The following is an 18,757-nucleotide window of genomic DNA, read 5'->3' on the forward strand; positions in this document are numbered from 1 at the left end:
GGTCGTATACCAAACTGGGCGATGGTTATGAACCAACTTTTAATCCATGATGATCTAAAAGATAGGGTGTTAAAATATCTTGAATAAATTAGAACTTACACACTTTATTTGACAAGCCCGGGGGGACAGGTTCTCTGTCCCAGTTTTCCCCCGCATTCTTCAAAACTACATTTGTTTTACTTGAATTACTTTTTTGAAGGTTAAAATGAAGCAATTGATTAGATGGCATTATGTCGGTCTATGTGCCTTCATTTCGATCTATGCGCTGTCCTGCCAGTCTATGTGCCTTCATTTCCGTCTATGTGCCGTTCTGCCGAGTCTATGTGCCGTCATTTCCGTCTATGTGCCGTCCTGCCGAGTCTATGTGCCTTCATTTCGATCTATGTGCCGTTCTACAAGTCTATGTTCCTTCATTTCCGTCTATGTGCCGTCATTTCGATCTATGTGCCGTCCTGCCAGTCTATGTGCCGTCATTTCAATCTATGTGCCGTCCTGCCAGTCTATGTGCCGTCATTTCAATCTATGTGCCGTTCTGCCAGTCTATGTGCCTTCATTTCCGTCTATGTTCCGTTCTGCCGAGTCTATGTGCCTTCATTTCGATCTATGCGCCGTCCTGCCGAGTCTATGTGCCTTCATTTCAATCTATGTGCCGTCCTGCCAGTCTATGTGCCGTCATTTCGATCTATGTGCCGTCCTGCCGAGTCTATGTGCCGTCCTGCCGAGTCTATGTGCCGTCATTTCGATCTATGCGCTGTCTTTCTGGTATGCATGATAAACTACACCTAATAACCGATACTCGAAAAAATCTTCCTTATCAAACACTCAACCACTCTACTTAAAGCACTGCTTCTCCAGCACCAACTCAATGTCATCCGCATGTTCCGGGAAAAGCCGCCCTAAAAACAACTCGAAAAATTTCCTGGCATCGACATCCATGCACACTTTCGCATTGGTTTTCCCATCTGTCCAGACACCACCAAAGTCAACTAATGATTGGCCCTCTGCTTTGCCTTCCGTGACGATATCAACATGGGCATCTCTCGTTTGAGCGAGGCTCGGATTAACCAAAATCGCCACAGCTAATGGATCATTGATAACACAGCCTAGGGTTCGCTCTTGTTGCCAATGGAAATCAACGTAAAATTGGGTAATATTAAATATATAGCGAGATAATTCATTATTGAATTGATTGATAAGCTCACGTAGATTAGGTGTCAGCACGATTTTATGTGTCACATCAAGCCCGACCATTGTGACCTCGATGCCTGAAGAAAATAATATTTCCGCTGCATGGGGGTCAACCCAGAAATTATACTCCGCCACCGCGCTGCAATTCCCTTGATGCCTTGCTGTCCCTCCCATTAGGACAAGCTTTTTCACTTTTCTCATCGTCTCAACATCTTTCTCTATCGCTGCTGCAATATTCGTCAAAGGTCCTAAAGCTAACAGAGTGACCTCACCTGGATTATTCCTAACTGTATTTAAAATAAAATCGACCGCGTGCTCTTCTTCATGCGTTCGACTCGGCACCGGGAAGTAATTTTCACCAATCCCATCAGTGCCGTGAGTATCCGTCGCATCGATGTACTCTTTAACTAGGGGCAATGCCATTCCTTTATACACTTTCGTTTCCCAAGCCCCTGACATGTCAACAGCTTTCATTGCGTTTTTTGTAGCTTGGTGAAGTTCAACATTCCCGCTGACAACCGTGATTCCTTCAACGATGATTTCAGGTGACTTTAACGCCAATAAAATCGCCAATGAATCATCAATTCCCGGATCTACGTCCATAATAAGTCTTTCTTTTGCCATTCTTGTTCCCCCATTGTTTTCTTTTAAATTAACTCTATCATATCAGAAATAAATATCACCTTACCTTAAAATGTGTAAAGTGATATTTATTCAGTGGTGTTTTCTTATAACAACTCTTTTTTCACAACTATCAAAACGCCCTTTACATATCCCTTCCTCCACATTCTACGTCGGCCAAAATACATGAACTCGCTATTTCAAAGCATTATTTAATTCTTCAGTGTCAATCCACATTTTCATAATACTTTTTGTTTTTGGATACACGTTTTGAATCTGAACCATGCGATCTTTCTCCCTAGTCTCTATCACTCTTACTACGGTACCAACACTAAAACTAGGAATCTCATTAAAATCGACGTATTCTTCCATAGAGTCTGGATTTCCCACTTCTTCAAGAGCTTTCAACTCATTCATTGTATTTTCCATAGAGTTGACATTCATACCACCCAAAGTATTCCTTTTCAACATAAACATGTCCCCCACCTTTGGATCTCCACAAGCAACTAAGATTAAACTTAACACCAGCAGTATAATGGTTACTTTAAACTTTTTTATCATGACTACTATCCCACTCCTAAAAAAAGGTTCATATTTATTCATATTCACTTTAAATAAAAAAAGCACACTATATAATAAGTCTGCTTCACTTGCAATTCTGTTTAGCCAAACAATCGCCACAATACTTTACAATTTTTTCTCCCTTTTCAAAGCAAAAGAGTGGAAACCACCAATCAGGCGTTCCACTCGCTTATGTCGAACATAATTAAAATTCTTTAAACTAAATTCTATCTCATATAAACACTTTCACATGTATTTGGTGCCGGTTCGTAAAAGCAATGTAACTTATATTGTCCCGTAAACGGCTGATCATACCATGAAGGAGGGCACGGTGCATACGGATTAAAATACCACAGTGCATAACTAGAAGGATGCTGCCTCCACCTTTCTAAGACATCCCGCGCTAACCTTTTTTCCACTTCCCTCGCTCGATTGTAAAAAACATTCCCCTTCTGAACCGCTTCAAAAGAATAATTTCCTCCTTGTATTTGAAAAATGACATCCGATATCGACCGTAAATCATTAAAATCCAAACAATCAGCCACCAGCCGATTCACAATAACATTACCAACCATCAATTCCCCTAACTTTCCTTCACCCTCTGCCTCCGCTCTCATCATCCGGGCTACTAATTCCACGTCCTTCTCGGTATAAGGTACCCTCGCCATATTTAATCACCTCTTAAAAATTATATGTAAAATAATTAGAATGTTGATAGATAAATGAGAATTTAGAAGGGGTAACCTTTTCTTTTTGCCTTTTATTTAAGTTATGAAGATCATTTTGGTGTGAGAATATGGGTCAATTGCGTCAACCACCTTATGATGATGATTTGCTTTCGAAAAAGCTGATCAATTAATCGTCATCCGCATTATGAAGATCATTTGCCCTCGAAGAATCAGCTCAATTCATCGTCACCCGCATTATGAAGATTATTTGAACTCTAAAAACCAGCTCAATTCATCGTCATCTTTTCTACCAGGGAATTTTTTTGTTTGGCAGGTAATCGCGGAGTAGTGTATTTGGGGAAACGGTAAAGTCGGAGTACCAGTGGAAAAATCGTTCAAGAAAATCATCGAATCTATGAATCCAGGTCGAATCCTACACAACCCACACTCCTCATATAACTACGGCTATTAAACAACGATCCCATCGACATGAAATGATTGCGGCAGCGACTAGTTCCACGCGCATTTTTCGCGGTCTATGCGCCTTCGTCTCGGCCTATGCGCCTTCACCTCGGTCTATGCGCCTTCGTCTCGGTCTATGCGCCTTCGTCTCGGTCTATGCGCCTTCGTCTCGGTCTATGCGCCTTCGTCCCGGTCTATGCGCCTTTGTCTCGGTCTATGCGCCTTCATCTCATTCTATAGCCCTTCATCCGGTTCTATAACCTTTCGTCAATGCTCTATATTCCGTCATCCGTAATTTAGTGCTTATCAACTCAGCACAGATTTCTTTTAAGTAATCCGACTTTCCAAGTTAATGTTTCTCAAGCAATCTAAAATAGTTTCAGTTACAGCAAGAAATCATTTAACAAAGCAAGACTGACCTGCCCCATTGAGATTAGGGGGTACTTTTCACCATTTCCGAAACACTGTAACATCAACATTTTCACACTCGACATCCACCTCAAAAACACCGACACTTCTAAGGCAATCACACGAAAAAAAAGAATTTACTGATTCTTATAATTGTTCTTCGTTTTCCCAGTATGATAGCATTGTTTAGTAGGTTGAATTAACTCTACGGGGTAGAAAGTTGGTATGTCATGAATACAGAAACATTTAATTGGAAGAAAAACATCCCGCTTTTTGCGGTCTTATTATTAGGTGCTTTCGTCACCATTTTAAATCAAACCCTTCTCGGCACGGCGCTCCCACCGATCATGAAGGACCTCAATTTAAGCGAGAATACAGCACAATGGCTTCAATCCGTATTTATGCTTGTTAACGGAATTATGATCCCCGTAACCGCATTTTTAATCGATCGATTCACGACACGAAAACTCTTCCTCACTGCAATGGGATTGTTTACGCTTGGAACATTTACCGCCGCCATCGCTCCCAATTTTTCATTTTTAATGGTCGGACGGATTTTACAAGCGTCAGGCGCAGGTATAATGATGCCACTCATGCAAACCGTTTTATTTCTCCTCTTTCCCGTTGAAAGAAGAGGAACGGCGATGGGACTATTCGGACTCGTCATCGCATTCGCACCAGCCATTGGGCCAAGTCTATCAGGCTGGCTTGTTGATCAATTTCCATGGCGCAGTGTTTTTTATGTTGTATTACCGATTGCTGTTTTCGACATGATTGCAGCATACTTTTTATTAAAAAATGTGACAGAACTGAAAAAACCCAAGCTAGATATATTATCAGTCATCCTATCGACAATTGGTTTTGGCGGCCTTTTATACGGTTTTAGTATTGCTGGTGACATGGGATGGTCAAGTAGCCAAGTCATTTTAGCCATAGTGGTCGGAGTCATATCACTCTACCTGTTCATTACAAGACAATTGAAATTAAAAGAGCCCCTGCTCGAATTCCGGGTATTCAAATATGGCATCTTCACATTGGCGACAGGCCTTGGAATGGTCGTCTTCGCAGCGATGATTGGTACGAACGTAATTTTACCATTATACATGCAAAATATGATTGGATTCTCCGCATTAAAATCAGGGCTTGTACTCCTACCCGGCGCTATCATTATGGGACTGATGAATCCAATTACTGGGTATCTTTTTGATAAATTTGGTGGAAAATGGCTCGCTCGAGGTGGACTCTTCTTGCTAGGTGTAACGACATTCGCGTTCACGAATTTATCCATGGATACAAGCTTCACGTATCTCGCAAGCATGAACGCCATCCGAATGATTTCAATAGCCATGGTCATGATGCCGATGACAACCTTGGCCCTGAACCAGCTGCCTAATGATCTGATTCCGCACGGGACAGCCATGAACAACACATTCCGCCAAGTCGCCGGATCCATTGGCACCGCCGTTTTAGTGACCATCATGTCCACATCCGCCATACCCGAAAATACAGCAGTCGGAGCTATTCACGGTGTGAACGTATCCTTTAAGGTCGCCGGAATCGCTGCCATTATTGGATTCATCATTTCCTTCAAGCTTAAGGAAAACAAAACGATGGTCCGTTCAAGGTAAGATAGGTGCCAGGTACCAACACAATTCAGAATTGTTTATGTACCTGGCACCCACGTACTAACATATGTGCTATATTTATAGAAACAGGGGGGTCTGTTATGGACGAACACATACTTATAGTAGGGACAATCGCTGGTCCTTTCTTCTTATTAGGGGTAATCTTTTTTAGCATCGGTTTTATCCGGTCACAAATCGCTAAGAAATATGAACGAACAACTGGGGTCATCGTACGTGGTGAAAAAAGCTCTTTCTTAAAACACTCAAATTTTAATGAACTCATAGATAAACTGTACGAAGGTAGGACCGTTCCAGATAAACACCCAACAGTGGCTTACGAAGTCCAAGGAACGACATATACATACAAATCCGCAATGTCACAACAACCAGGACTACCGATCGGCACAGAAGTAGATGTGCTTTTCAATCCAAACCGACCCGAAAAAGCAATGATAGATACATTTGTTCAGCGCGGTTCACTCTTCACTTTATTAGGAAGTATCTTCTTGGTACTTGCCTTAATCGGAATAGGGGTTTTATTTTATTTACTATAGTTTTAGTGGTTACAGCTATATCCTAAAGCCCCCGACGGAGGTTTAAGGGATAGATTATTAATAACAAAAGCACACCAACTTCTATTGTGAGATGGTGTGCTTAAATATTAATGGAACAATATTCGTATCTTCTTTGGGACAAGTATCCGCCTTGAGCGATCCCAGACGGCGGAGATTGTGCTTGCTTTGCTAACTAATCCGATGCTTCCAACACTTCCCTTGACCGGGAAAAGATATACTGTACTAATTAAAACAACGATAAAAACCGAGACAGCCAGTGCACCATATTGAAATCGAATCGCAGTACTATTAGCTATTTTCCCTACACCATCTAGGATAAGGGGGGATATGAACTGGCCAAGGAATGTAAAGCTGGATGTTAAAGCGACAGCCCGGTCGGCTTGATGAGAATGAACTCGATCCAACGCTCTTAATGTGATAATTGGAAATAATGACCCTTGACCAAATCCAACCATACAAACACCAAGCATCACAAGCGGCACACTCGTTGTATACGCTAGAATGAGAAAGGCGACCCCCCCATAGTGAACAGCATCGCAGGAATTACATATTTCTTAAATGTCATTTCAATTTGAACAAGTAATAAACTCGTAATCATTCCGCCAACCGTCGTAAATGAAACAACGGTTCCAGCAAGCGTTGCCCCACCCAAATTATTTTGCTCCAAGTAAAGTGCAATGTTTGTTGAGATAGAATAATAAGCTACCATAATCGCACCCATCGCAAGAGCATATCCATACACAGCCAACGGAATCTTCCTTTTTGGTCCATGATCAAGTGGTTTTTGTACCTCACCCTTTGGCAGGAAAAAGAAGACCATAATGAAAATAAACAGCCCCAAAAAGTAAACATTGAAAGGAATTCTCCACCCGAACGTTGCCAGCCACCCCGCTAACAGCATCGTTATTATGCCACCGACATTACTAAAAGCAGAATTATAGCCCATCATTTTCGTGCGTTCTGCCCCAGTGAAATAATCATTAATTAGGTGCGGGTGTGGGGTTGGTTATGCCTTTATCCATGTCGCTTATATAGCAAACGAAAGGCCATCAGCCACTCGACTGTTGACATTAATTGAGCACCGACGCCCCCAATTAAGTAGATGATTAACCCCATCAAGATAATTGTGCGTTTTGTTAGTTTTGTAGTTAAATAACTCGATAAGAAGGAAAACGGAATAATCATAATAGATGGCGCCGTTAAAATAAATTTGATCACCGTTTCACTCGCGTCTGGAAATGCCTCCGCAATGAGACCAAGTGCAGGAGAAATAGCAGCGCCGGCCATAACCGTAGCCATAGAGACTGATATTATGGTAGGTTTAAGCAGCTTATTAATTATCATCACTCCATTTACAAAAAAATTCCGTTTATTCAAAATAACAGTGGACAATAGTCCATACTATGGGAGTTTGATGTAAATGGCAAGTAAATTACCCTTGTACTAGATACCGACACAACAGAATAGTGTGGGTGCCTGGCACCGTATTGCTTTTAAGGTTTGTGGGGTTTAGCCGTAACTTTTCTAGGATGCGAGCTTCACGTGGTGCGACCTAGACTCATAGATTAGATGTGCATACAAACGCTTTTCCCAATTGTAGTGATTTCATAATTGTATAGTGAATAGGAGTAGATAATGAGTCTTTTTAGGGATGGGAAAGTAGTCGTGGATTATTTTATTATTTATAAAGAAAATTACGTCATTGCGGGTTGCCTCGACCACTCAAACCATTGATACCAACGTATAATGTAGTAACTTCTTTAAGGTGGTGAATCATTATGTGTTATTGCAGTCGATGCAAAAAAAGAAGAGAATATAGAAATTGTTGTTCTCCATGTCACCAAAAATGCTATTATTATGTACCGGTATGCAGATGCAGAAGTTACTATTATTATAACGATTGTCCATGTAGAAAATGTAATTGTTGCTATCACAACTCTTATCCTTATTACTACTATTGCTAGCCAATCGCCGAAACCGAATTCATTATAGATGGCGCCTACAGTAACATCACCCGCCAAAAGACAGATGGAAGACTCTTCATTAATCAAGAATAAAAGATAGATTTAAAGGCTCAGATTCTTGGTGGATCTGAGTCTTATTTAATGGGAACGGAGCTACAAAGTAAGATAAATCGTATTGCAAAATAAATGGTAAAATCGTTAGGGTCGTACCCTAATTCTATTAGCTAAACCGGAGTTTGGTAGGTTCCCACTCTTAGTACTGTTACGGCTAAACCCCAAAACTTAAATTGAGCATGTCAATCTACTAAAATTTATATGAATCAAATTTCCTCGCACCACATCGCCTGTATACCAGTAATGAGAACTGACCCTATATATAGAGCGAGTACCCTGCGCTATCGTTTTCGTTCTATAGCCTTTCATTTCGTTCTATGCGCCGTCACTCCGCTCTATGTGCCGTCTTTCTGTTCTATGTGCCGTCTTTTCGGTCTATGTGCCGTCTTTCAGGTCTATGTGCCGTCTTTTCGGTCTATGTGCCGTCTTTTCGGTCTATGTGCCGTCTTTTCGGTCTATGTGCCGTCTTTTCGGTCTATGTGCCGTCTTTTCGATCTATGTGCCGTCTTTCTGTTCTATGTGCCGTCTTTTCGGTCTATGTGCCGTCTTTCTGTTCTATGTGCCGTCTTTTCGGTCTATGCGCACTCATCTCTTGCTGCTAGAATATGTGAATATAACGAAACCGCTCAGTTCTAAATGATACTTTTGATGCTATATATGATTAGTCATCCGGTTATAAAACGATTTAACCATTCGTGCTGGCAAAAAAAGTACCTACAGATTAAACGCTCTTTACAAGTGTCCAATCTATAGGTACTAGTTTACTTATATGTCTTCCTTTATTTATTCTACATTGATAAACAGCTTACCATCTGCTTTCTCGCGGGTGACGTTCCCATATCGATCCTGAACAATCACTTCAATCACTGCACCTTCTGCGATGACATCCGTTGCTGTCCAGTATCCAACATAATGTCCATCTGCCATTTCCATCATTGGTAGTTCTGTTACATTTTGTAAACCACCTGTTGAATTGGTTAATGGCATATGGATGACAAAAGTTGCGCGCGCTCCTTGTTCACTGTCAAGTTCTATTTTCACACCTTCACCTGTATTCACGTATTGGTCTTCGTTTGGTGTGAGTCCTTCAATCTCTGGAGCATGATATTTCACATCAATCGTCACACTTTCGGTTGTCGAGTATCCTGTCTGGTCGACTGCAACCACTTCAATCGTATTCTCGCCATTTTCAACCATGATGCGTTTGGAGTATCTTCCGTCCTCTGTTACATTTGCTTTTTCCCCGTTGACTTCAACGTAATTTAAATTCTCACTTTCTACAATTCCCTCGACGGTGACAACCTCTTTATTTGTTCGTTCGCCATCTACTGGATTTTCAATCGTTAATTCTGGACCTTCTCCTTCCAAATCGACGTCTTTAGCCCATTCCACAGCTTGAACGAATAATTTCTTTCCATCGTCCGTCCAGCCACGATCAGGACCTACCATATTATTTACTGCAAAAGAAGATAGGATCAAGTGGACATGTTGATTACTACGTGGCTCAAATCCAATTGTTGCACCTTTGTCAGTATCACCGACAGATAACCCACCGAGGACACTTCCTTCATAATCAGCAAAGGTAGCATATGGACTTTTCTCAGTTAAAATATTGATGTCGTCTGAGTCAAATCCATCGAACATCGGATGGTCACTCTCTTCTGTATAAAGCATAACATCATCTTCGTCATATCCTTGATTGTCGAGAGTTGGATATCCAAGTGCTTCCTCTAGCAATTCTAGTGAACCATCCGGCCCCCATGTATCAAGGAAGACAAGACTCGTTTCATGTTCATCACTCATTTCAACAAGTTCTTCCATTTGTGCTTTCGTACCATCACCTTTATTGACGATAACGACATCATATAAATCAACATGCTCGATAATACTCCAATCGACAGAAACAGCAGCGAGTTCTTGTTCTTTTAAGAAGCTGCTCAGTTCTTCTTTATAATCACTGAGAACAGCGATATTAAATTCACTCATCACCACTTGTAGCTCCTTATGTTCGCCGCTTTCTAAATTAACTGTTTCTGTTGCGGAGTTGTATCCCTCTTTTTCAAAGATTACTTCAAATTCCCCAGACATTTGATCTGTGAATTGGTAAGCTCCTGCTTCATCTGTTTGAGTTGAAAGTTCGAAGTCGCTTTCCATTGAAGTCATTGTCACTGCAACGTCCTCAAGGCCTTCATTTGTTGTTTGGTCTGTAACTTCACCATACAAAGATGTTTCTTCCTCGGCTTCTAACGCAAAATTCAGCTCCACCGTATCGCCAACTTCTTCAATAACAACCGTTTCTTCTGCACCTTTATAGCCCAGCGCCCTTACAGAAACCTCATATTCGCCACTACCAACGCCAAGTGTATAACGACCTTGGTCATTCGTCTGCACCTTTTTATTTTCACTTTCGATAGACACCGTCGCATTTTCAATAGGTCTGCCATCGTCCGTTTCAACTACACCTTTTATTTCACCAAGCGAAGCACTCAGTGCCCAGTCAATCGCATTAACATAAATTGTTTTTGCATCATCTGTCCATTGATCTTCTGGATGACCATAAGTGCTTGCTCCTAAACTGCCGAGCAATAAGTGAACATGATCGCTTGAACGAAAATCATATGCTAGTCCATTTCCTATCTGTCCTTCATCTTCATGAACGACATCTGCAATAGTTGTTCCACTATAATTTTCAAAAACATGATATTGTTGATTTCCACCTTCATTATCTAATATGGAAATAACGTCACCGACTTCATATCCTTTAAAAATCGGGTGTTCTTCTACCACTTCGTAGGAAATATGATCGGCTGCAAAACCTTGGCTAGTCGATGCCGGATCTTTTAAATAATCTCTTAAATCCTTCAGCGCTCCACCACCAAATTGACTTCCAAACAACATACTGACACGTGCCTCATCTGCTGCTTCAATAAATTCCACGTATTCATCCTGATTAATCCCTTGAGCAGAATCATTCATCAAAATCAACGCAAAATCTTCTATATTTTCTTGGACCACGCCCAGTTCATCTTGTTTAAACGATGTGATGCTATAGCCTTGTTCCTCTAAAAATCCAGTTAACCGATCTTGATTCGCACCTGAAGCAACTAAAGCAATGTCTTCTGAATTAGCTAATGTTACGTCTAAGTTTGTTGTCTCGCCTTGGGTAATATCAACTTGATGCACTTCCGGTTGAAAGCCAGATGCAATCACGCGGATATCATAGTTTCCTTCAGGAACAGTGAGCGAGTAATTTCCAGACTCATCTGATTCAGCCGATAGTTCTGTATTGATAATCTCAATCTTTGCCCCTTCAATCAGATCCCCGGTGGCTCGTGAACGAATTTCACCACTTAGTTGTCCCACGGATTCGGAGGCTAAAACAAATGTCTCTTCAAGTATCTCGCCATTTTGAACTTCAACTGTGAATGAATCCGATTGATGTCCAAAAGCTTCAATGTCTAACGTGTATGTTCCAGCTGGAAGCCCAAGGAAAAATTCACCTTTATCGTCTGTCGTCACTTGTTTACCAGTTTCCTCAACCGTCACAGTTGCTTGCACTGTGTCATCTAAATCATTTTTAACGATACCATGAAGTTCTCCCGCATAGCTTGAGGTATGATCAATTGCCCAGAGTATCGAATTATTGATGATCTTCTCGCGATTTTCATCAAAATTATTATCTCCTGGGTGGAAGCCATGTCCTATCGTCATACCACTGAGCAATATTTCCACGCTGTTTGCGGTTCGACCTTTTAGTCCAATTAATTGACCAGTGTCGTCAACACCTTCTTTTTCATAATCCGCTAAAATGTCTCCTGTATAGTCATCAAATCCATAATAGTAACCGCTTTGTGTTGTGTATTCAAATGCTTCGTTGACACCTTCAAATATTGGATGGTCCTCTACAATCGTCGCTGTCATATCGCCTGAACCACTGCCACGGTATTCTGTACTAGGGTCACCCTTATAATCGACTAAATAACGAATACTTCCTTTTCCACCGTGTTGACCTGTCCAAATAACAGATGTTTCCGTTTCATCCAACGCTGTTAGAAATTCTTTGAACATTTTTTCATCTGGAATAAGATCATTATTATAATCGGAGTTCGCAAACACAAGATCAACATCATCCAACATATCGACATCATCATAGAACATCGACACTGTTTCATAGCCACGCTCTTCTAAATAATCCGCCAACGTAACTGCACTAGAGCTTTGTGCATCCACTATGATTCCAACGGTTGGTGACGGTCTTAAATCAACGTCCAGCGTTTTTGTCTCACCTTCTGCAATTTCTACCGTCACATGTTCTTGTAAAAAACCATCCTTTGTTAACTCAATCTCATACGTTCCCGGTTCAAGCACTCCAATATGGTAATAGCCATTCCCGTCCGTCGTCGTTTCCCTTGGATAATCAACCACATTAATATGCACGTCTTCTACACCATCAAGTAAGAGACGATTCGATACATAACCTTCAAGCGAGCCAACCGTTTCTTTTTCCGCTAATTCAATGGAAAATGGTTCTAATCTACCATCAATACCTACAGTAAAAGACTGGGTCTGATACCCATAGGAAGAAACCGTTACTAGAGCTGTGCCATCTGGAGCAGCAATACTGAATGATGCATCATCTTCTGTTGTGGAGTCGCTTAATATTGTCTCTTCATACTCAACCGTGATGTCAGCTTGAATGGCATCTCCATTCTTATCTTTCACCGTTCCTTCAACAGAATGAAATCGTTCATTAGCTGCCCAAAGAATAGCGTCGGTAAACAGGTCTACTCCCTCATCTGTATAATCGTCCCCAGAATGACCGATATCAATGGCGTGCCCACTCATCAACAGTTCTAAACTATTGCTTGTTCTCGGTTTATAACCAATGCCGTCCCCATGTGGATCGCCATCATCATGAGTAATTTCAGCTAGCGTGAAACCTGAATACTCATCAAACATGCCGACACGACTAGCATCTGGTTTTAGAATTTCTATTTTTTCTCCAGCTTCTCTATCGCCAAATAAAGGATGTTCTTCAGTCACCACATACTGGGCAGCACGATCCCGAATATTAATGGTATCCCTCACAGCAGGGTCATCATTAAGTTGATGAAGTGTGTATATACCTCCACCACTAAAATATTGATCTCCATAAATAACACTGACATGATGGACATCAAGTGCTTCTTCAAATTTTTGAAACTCTGCTTCTTTTAATAAGCTAGCTTCGTTGAAAAAGACCACATCATACGCTTTTAGTTCATCTGTTAATGTTTCAATCGAACTATAATTTGTTGCATCGATATTTACGTCAGCTAAAAGCGCCTCAAGCGTGTCGTCTCCAATCGTTCTATCCCCAAGTATCGCGACCTCTGGTACAGGGTCAAGCTTTTGATCGTGTTCAACGCCTCCTTCAGATACAGTTAATTTATCTTCAGATAGGACGTAATCCTCATGCTTGAATTTTATTTGATATTTTCCTGAGTCAATTCCTGTAAACTCATAATATCCATTGCTCGCCGTGACCGTTTCATCGACAACATCTTTATCTGAATCATATAAAGTCACATAAACTTGTTCAATTGGTGAAGATGTCATTGCATCTGTTACAATTCCTGATACTTGGCCACCTTCTGTACTCTTTAACACAATTGTTTCTTTTAGAGGTTGCTCATGTGAAAAATCAACTTCCATTACTTCTGTTTTATAACCAGCTAAACGGACTTCCAGTTCAACAAGCCCTTCATCATGATGCATCGTAAATTTTCCATTTTCATTTGCTTCAACTGAAACACCTGTATCACGTACTTCTACTTTCGCTTCGAGAGGATCTCCATTCTCATTTTCTATCTTTCCTTTTAACTGACCATACACTGCATCATCTATTAGGTAGTTCACACTATTAACCAACAAATCGTGTTGGTCTTTTAACCAATGTGTATCAGGTAAGTTCCATGACGCTGTTCCATGTGATGAAAGTAATAGATGGGCACTATTTTCAGATACAGGCTTATAGGCAATGCCTGTTCCAACATCACCTAAGCGATGGGAACCAAGTGTCGCCAAATTGCGGCCTGAATATCCACTAAACCAGCTAGGCATACCGTCTTTCACAATATTAATCTTATCCCCAACTTTTTTATCTCCGAAAATAGGATGTTCCTCTTCAATTTTTAACGAAATCGTCGAATTACCGGAATCATGTTGAACAGTTCGTGGGTCATTATAAAACTCTTGTAAATGTTGGATGGAGCCATAGTTTATTCCCCAAGCATCTGTAAACACCACACTGACGTCTTCTGTCTCAGCAGTTTCTAATAAAGCATCAACATCTTCTTGGTCAGGCTGCCATCCACCTGATTTATAAGCTCCATTCAAATAGACAACTTGATATTTATCCATATCAGGTAAAATATCATCCCACTCACGCTCTTCAGCAGGAATATTGTTTCGATCAAGGAGTGTCGTAACGGTTTCCTCATAATCATTCAGCACAGCCACATCAATCGGATCCATTTCTATAGCTATTTCAGCTGTATCATCCGCTGACACCGTAGCTGTTACTGTTTCTGTGACATATCCACCTATTTCTAAAACAAGTTCATAATTTCCTTCATAAATGGAATCAAACGAAAACGCACCATCACTGTTTGTCGTTGTTTCAAGTGGTGAATCTAGTACGTTGACCTTAACGTCTTCAATCACTTCACTACTTCTAGCATCAACCACTTCACCAACTAACTTACCTTCTTCTACAGCATCAAGGTTGTATTCTTTTTCCATGACATACCCTGACTGAAAGGTGAGCGTTTCTTCCACTTGTTCATAGCCATACATGCCAACTCTAACATCATATTCTCCAGGCATAACTGAAAGATTAAAGTGTCCATCCTCATCTGCTGTCACAACTCCATCTGTACCAATCAGCCGAGCAAAGCCTTCTAAAGGTGCACCGTCCGCATCATTTATTTCCCCGGAAAGAATTCCAGGTGAAGAGAAGACATTTAAACTACGCTCGGCTCCTACAACGACCTGTCCTGAAACGATAGCTGGCGTCGCTGTACTTGAGGAGTCAAGCCCTCTTTGTTCAAGCATATCCCCACTCATCACGTCAATCACTTTTAACATGCTTGTCTGATCGGCGATGAAAAACAATCCGTTACTCGTTACCGCCCCATTATTAACGGTGGTATTCACTTGGTTATTTTCCCATAATAATTCACCTGAGTGACGGTCAAATCCTTTTAAAACGGGAATGGATGCTGAACTGACCACCACAACATCATCATAAACAACAGGTGAGGCTGCTTGTGTATCACCTATACCATCGACCTTCCATAATTCTTCACCACTCGTTACGTCAAGCGCCCATAATGTACCTTTGTCATTAAAATCAGTACTAAATGCATAGACAACATCATCTACCACCGATGGTAGTGAGGCAAATCCCTCACCAGATGCCTTAAAATGCCATAACTCTTCCCCATCTTCTACGGATAATGCATGTAATGTTTGTCCATCTTGACTACCTATAATCAGCCGATCATCAGCCAAAGCAGCTCCGAAATAACTGCTTCCGGCAACCGTTGTAGTCCATTTTGTTTTACCGTCATTGATATCAAGCGCAGCAACTTCTGTATCTCCTTCAATCGTTGAAGAGATATAAATCGTTCCATCATCATAGATAGGTGTTTCATAGACTGGTATATTATCCGTCGCAGTCTCCCATTCTAATGCACCGCTTTCTAAATCAAGCGCATAAATTTTCCCTTCTTGCCCACCTGGAACAATAACCTTATCTTCGGCAATCGTTGGTGTCCCTCGATTTGGACCTTGCGAACGGAACATCCATTTCGCTTCTCCAGTGTCTAAATCATATGCTTCAACATAACCCTGGTCACTCGTAACAATAATAGTATCCTTATTCACAACTGGAGAGGAAAAAATCGAATGACCACGCACAGCCTCTGTCCAGTTTTGTTCAAATTGCGCCAGTGAGATGTCTTCACCCGACAATGCATTTCGCGACACATGACTATTAGCAGTTTGCCAGTAACTATCCGCAACACGTGAACTTTCTCCCATCGATATATTCAGTTCTAAATCCTGATCAACTTTCACTTCCTCACGTTTAGCCGCGAACTCTTTCCCTGATAAAATAATCTCATACGTTCCTGTTGGGACTTTTGAAAAAGTAAAATTTCCATCCATATCCGTTCGCATCGTATCTAGTGGTGTACCTAATAATCGAACATATGCAAATGGAACCGGATCACCATTACTATCCCTCACTTTACCACTAATAGTGTATTGTTCTGATTTTCCTAATTCCCATGTCACTTCCGTTACTTCATCTTTAGTGACAGTAATATCTGTCGTTTTCGTCTCGTAACCGAAAGATTCTATAGTCACCTCGTGTGTCCCTTCGCGCAGTTTGAAAGAGAATGCACCATCTTTATCAACAGATAAATCAATATTTTCCTTTTCAATCTGAATTTGAGCAGGGATTGGTTCTCCTTCATCATCTGTTACTTTACCATTGACTTCTCCCGCAAAAGCTATCTCTGTGACGGATTGATAGGCATCGATTATGCCCGCCCCATAATTCATATTCGGCAACTCACCCATATGCATCTCACTGCGGGCAGTCCGGGTTAATACTTGTTTAATATCATCAATCGACAAATTAGGATCAGACTCCAACAATAAAGCAATGACGCCTGTTGCATGTGGTGACGCCATTGACGTTCCACTAATCGTGTTATATTTATTCCCAGGCCAAGCCGAATAGATTTCAGCACCTGGCGCAGAAATGTTCGGTTTGACATAACTCTCCCCGTCCCAAGTCACCGGGCCACGACTTGAAAAGGATGCGATTTGGTCATTCACATCGGTTGCACCAATCGTAAACGATTTAGGAAAACTTCCTGGTGCACCAATCGTTTCTGAACCAGGTCCATCATTTCCAGCCGCAAATAAAGGAAATATCCCTGCTGCAACCCAAGCATCCACATCCTCTACAAAATCTGTATTATATGTGTTTGAATTTCCCCATGAATTGTTAACGATATGGGGTGCTTTCTCTGGATCACCACCAGGTGCCATAAACCACTCAAACGCTTGGTGAATACCTGAAGTGGTCGCACTTCCTCCGTCATTAAAAATTTTAGCCGCAATCCACTCGGCTCCGGGAGCAACACCTATTGGCTCCCCTTCACCACCACCAACAGCACTTCCTGCCACATGTGTCCCATGTCCATTACCGTCACTAGGCTCATCATAACCATCACCTGAAAAGTCAGCCCAAGAATATTCATGGTTTCCGTCTTTTCCACGGTAGTTATCGGCAAGTGCTTCATGCGTTCCTTCAACACCCGTATCCATAATACCTACGACAACCCCGTCACCATTGACACCATACTGTCCCCACACTTTCGGAGCATTGACTTTCTCAAGTGCCCATTCTGGTAAACGTGGTTTTGTCTCACTTTTTTGTGGTTCAGGAACTTCATATGTTTCATCTTGTAAAATCTCTTCAACATCATCTCGTTTTAATAATTTTTCATAGGCATCTTTTGTTACAGTAGCTGCAATCCCATTCACAATCCATAGTGGTTGTACGTTAGAAACAGCGTCTTGTTTGCTTAACTTGTCCAACTCTTTTAAAATTTTAACTTGAGACTTATCTGCTACATTTTGTAAATGCTCTTGCACCTTTGTAATTCGTTCGGTTCGATTTAAGGATTCAGTATCAAGCTCATTTAAACTTGTTGAACCTGAATCTTTCATATGAATAATGACATCCAGTTCATCCGCTTCATCAAATAAATCAATAAGATCATTGTCAGCAGCTTCACTCGTTTCTTCTAGATGAGCATCATCTTTTTCAGACTCACCATATACATCATCAAGTCTTGGTGATAGACCCCCTTCTGCCTCGGAAAACTCTTTGGTGTTCTTTGCACCGTCATTTTCATTTTTTTTCTTTTGTTCCTCCGCTTTTTCTTCTAATTCCTTTTCTAATTCTAGATCTTCTTCAATTGTGTTTAAGTCTATATCTGGATTTGTTTCTGCGTAAGATGTTTGAGGTATAAGTAATGAGAAGATAAGTAAAAAATTGAGTAAAATAGCTGTTAACTTTCTTTGCGTACGCCTCTTTAACTTCATGTCATTCCTCCTTTTAATAAATTTCAGACTTATTTGAATTCAATCTATCACTTCCAACCAGTAGGAACAATAGACTTTAAACAAAATAAGCTAAAAGACTAAGCCATTCAGTTACTTAGTCGGAGAAAATTTTGTCGAAATTAAAAGCGTTAAGTCTATTTCTCTATGTAGAAAGAACGTATTGCAAACTTGCTACCAAACTATTAATCAACATTTTTTCGCACTTAGATAGTGAACATCACATTCTTTAGCGGCTTTTCTTACTGTATACTTATTCCACTTAGTCTGAACTTCTGCGGCATGGCTCTTGTTCTATAGCTTTTCATTCCGGTCTATGTGCCGTCTTTCAGGTCTATGTGCCGTCTTTCCGATCTATGTGCCGTCTTTCAGGTCTATGTGCCGTT

The 18,757-nt window shown here is 41.0% G+C and carries 9 protein-coding genes; 2 read left to right on the forward strand and 7 right to left on the reverse strand.

Annotation, left to right across the window (positions count from 1 at the left end):
* Positions 1-831: 831 nt before the first annotated feature.
* The 3 genes from KQI49_RS17325 to KQI49_RS17335 all read right to left on the reverse strand — a co-directional run bounded on the left by KQI49_RS17325 (position 832) and on the right by KQI49_RS17335 (position 3,038).
* Positions 832-1,791, reverse strand: coding sequence for a nucleoside hydrolase (locus tag KQI49_RS17325; protein WP_216490842.1), 960 nt, complete (start codon positions 1,789-1,791; stop codon positions 832-834).
* Between the two features lie 213 nt (positions 1,792-2,004).
* Positions 2,005-2,370 (reverse strand): hypothetical protein, encoded by a 366-nt coding sequence (locus tag KQI49_RS17330; RefSeq protein ID WP_216490843.1) that lies wholly within the window; start codon positions 2,368-2,370, stop codon positions 2,005-2,007.
* 227 nt (positions 2,371-2,597) lie between these two features.
* Positions 2,598-3,038 carry a cell wall hydrolase gene (locus KQI49_RS17335; protein WP_216490844.1) on the reverse strand — a complete coding sequence of 147 codons (441 nt, stop codon included), beginning with the start codon at positions 3,036-3,038 and terminating at the stop codon, positions 2,598-2,600.
* A gap of 1,100 nt (positions 3,039-4,138) precedes the next feature.
* Here KQI49_RS17335 and KQI49_RS17340 point away from each other — a divergent pair.
* Together KQI49_RS17340 and KQI49_RS17345 are read left to right on the forward strand one after the other, a co-directional pair.
* On the forward strand, positions 4,139-5,536 hold the full coding sequence (locus KQI49_RS17340) for an MDR family MFS transporter (protein ID WP_216490845.1): 1,398 nt from the start codon (positions 4,139-4,141) through the stop codon (positions 5,534-5,536).
* Positions 5,537-5,634: 98 nt separating this feature from the next.
* Entirely contained in the window at positions 5,635-6,087 is a 453-nt protein-coding gene (locus tag KQI49_RS17345; protein ID WP_216490846.1) for a DUF3592 domain-containing protein, read from the forward strand.
* A 107-nt stretch (positions 6,088-6,194) separates the two neighbouring features.
* Here KQI49_RS17345 and KQI49_RS18675 read toward each other — a convergent pair whose 3' ends face one another.
* The 4 genes from KQI49_RS18675 to KQI49_RS17355 all read right to left on the reverse strand — a co-directional run bounded on the left by KQI49_RS18675 (position 6,195) and on the right by KQI49_RS17355 (position 18,353).
* A complete protein-coding gene (locus tag KQI49_RS18675) occupies positions 6,195-6,581 on the reverse strand; it encodes an MFS transporter (RefSeq protein WP_253286915.1) in 387 nt (128 codons plus the stop codon).
* A gap of 23 nt (positions 6,582-6,604) precedes the next feature.
* Positions 6,605-7,057, reverse strand: a complete 453-nt coding sequence (locus KQI49_RS18680) for an MFS transporter (protein WP_253286916.1) — start codon at positions 7,055-7,057, stop codon at positions 6,605-6,607.
* Between the two features lie 65 nt (positions 7,058-7,122).
* The gene (locus tag KQI49_RS18685) at positions 7,123-7,452 is read right to left on the reverse strand and encodes an MFS transporter (RefSeq protein WP_253286917.1); all 330 of its coding nucleotides are present in this window, start codon (positions 7,450-7,452) and stop codon (positions 7,123-7,125) included.
* A gap of 1,517 nt (positions 7,453-8,969) precedes the next feature.
* Positions 8,970-18,353: a carboxypeptidase regulatory-like domain-containing protein gene (locus KQI49_RS17355; protein ID WP_216490847.1), complete on the reverse strand. Its 9,384-nt coding sequence runs from the start codon at positions 18,351-18,353 to the stop codon at positions 8,970-8,972.
* Positions 18,354-18,757 lie beyond the last annotated feature (404 nt).

Source organism: Virgibacillus sp. MSJ-26 (genome assembly GCF_018918075.1).
Lineage (GTDB): Bacteria > Bacillota > Bacilli > Bacillales > Amphibacillaceae > MSJ-26.

What these genes read in the sequence shown, in the direction of transcription:
- KQI49_RS17330 (WP_216490843.1), bottom strand. Translation starts at nt 2,370, where the DNA reads ATGATAAAAAAGTTTAAAGTAACCATTATACTGCTGGTGTTAAGTTTA.
- KQI49_RS17335 (WP_216490844.1), bottom strand. Translation starts at nt 3,038, where the DNA reads ATGGCGAGGGTACCTTATACCGAGAAGGACGTGGAATTAGTAGCCCGG.
- KQI49_RS17355 (WP_216490847.1), bottom strand. Translation starts at nt 18,353, where the DNA reads ATGAAGTTAAAGAGGCGTACGCAAAGAAAGTTAACAGCTATTTTACTC.
- KQI49_RS17345 (WP_216490846.1), top strand. Translation starts at nt 5,635, where the DNA reads ATGGACGAACACATACTTATAGTAGGGACAATCGCTGGTCCTTTCTTC.
- KQI49_RS17340 (WP_216490845.1), top strand. Translation starts at nt 4,139, where the DNA reads ATGAATACAGAAACATTTAATTGGAAGAAAAACATCCCGCTTTTTGCG.
- KQI49_RS17325 (WP_216490842.1), bottom strand. Translation starts at nt 1,791, where the DNA reads ATGGACGTAGATCCGGGAATTGATGATTCATTGGCGATTTTATTGGCG.
- KQI49_RS18680 (WP_253286916.1), bottom strand. Translation starts at nt 7,057, where the DNA reads ATGATGGGCTATAATTCTGCTTTTAGTAATGTCGGTGGCATAATAACG.
- KQI49_RS18685 (WP_253286917.1), bottom strand. Translation starts at nt 7,452, where the DNA reads ATGATAATTAATAAGCTGCTTAAACCTACCATAATATCAGTCTCTATG.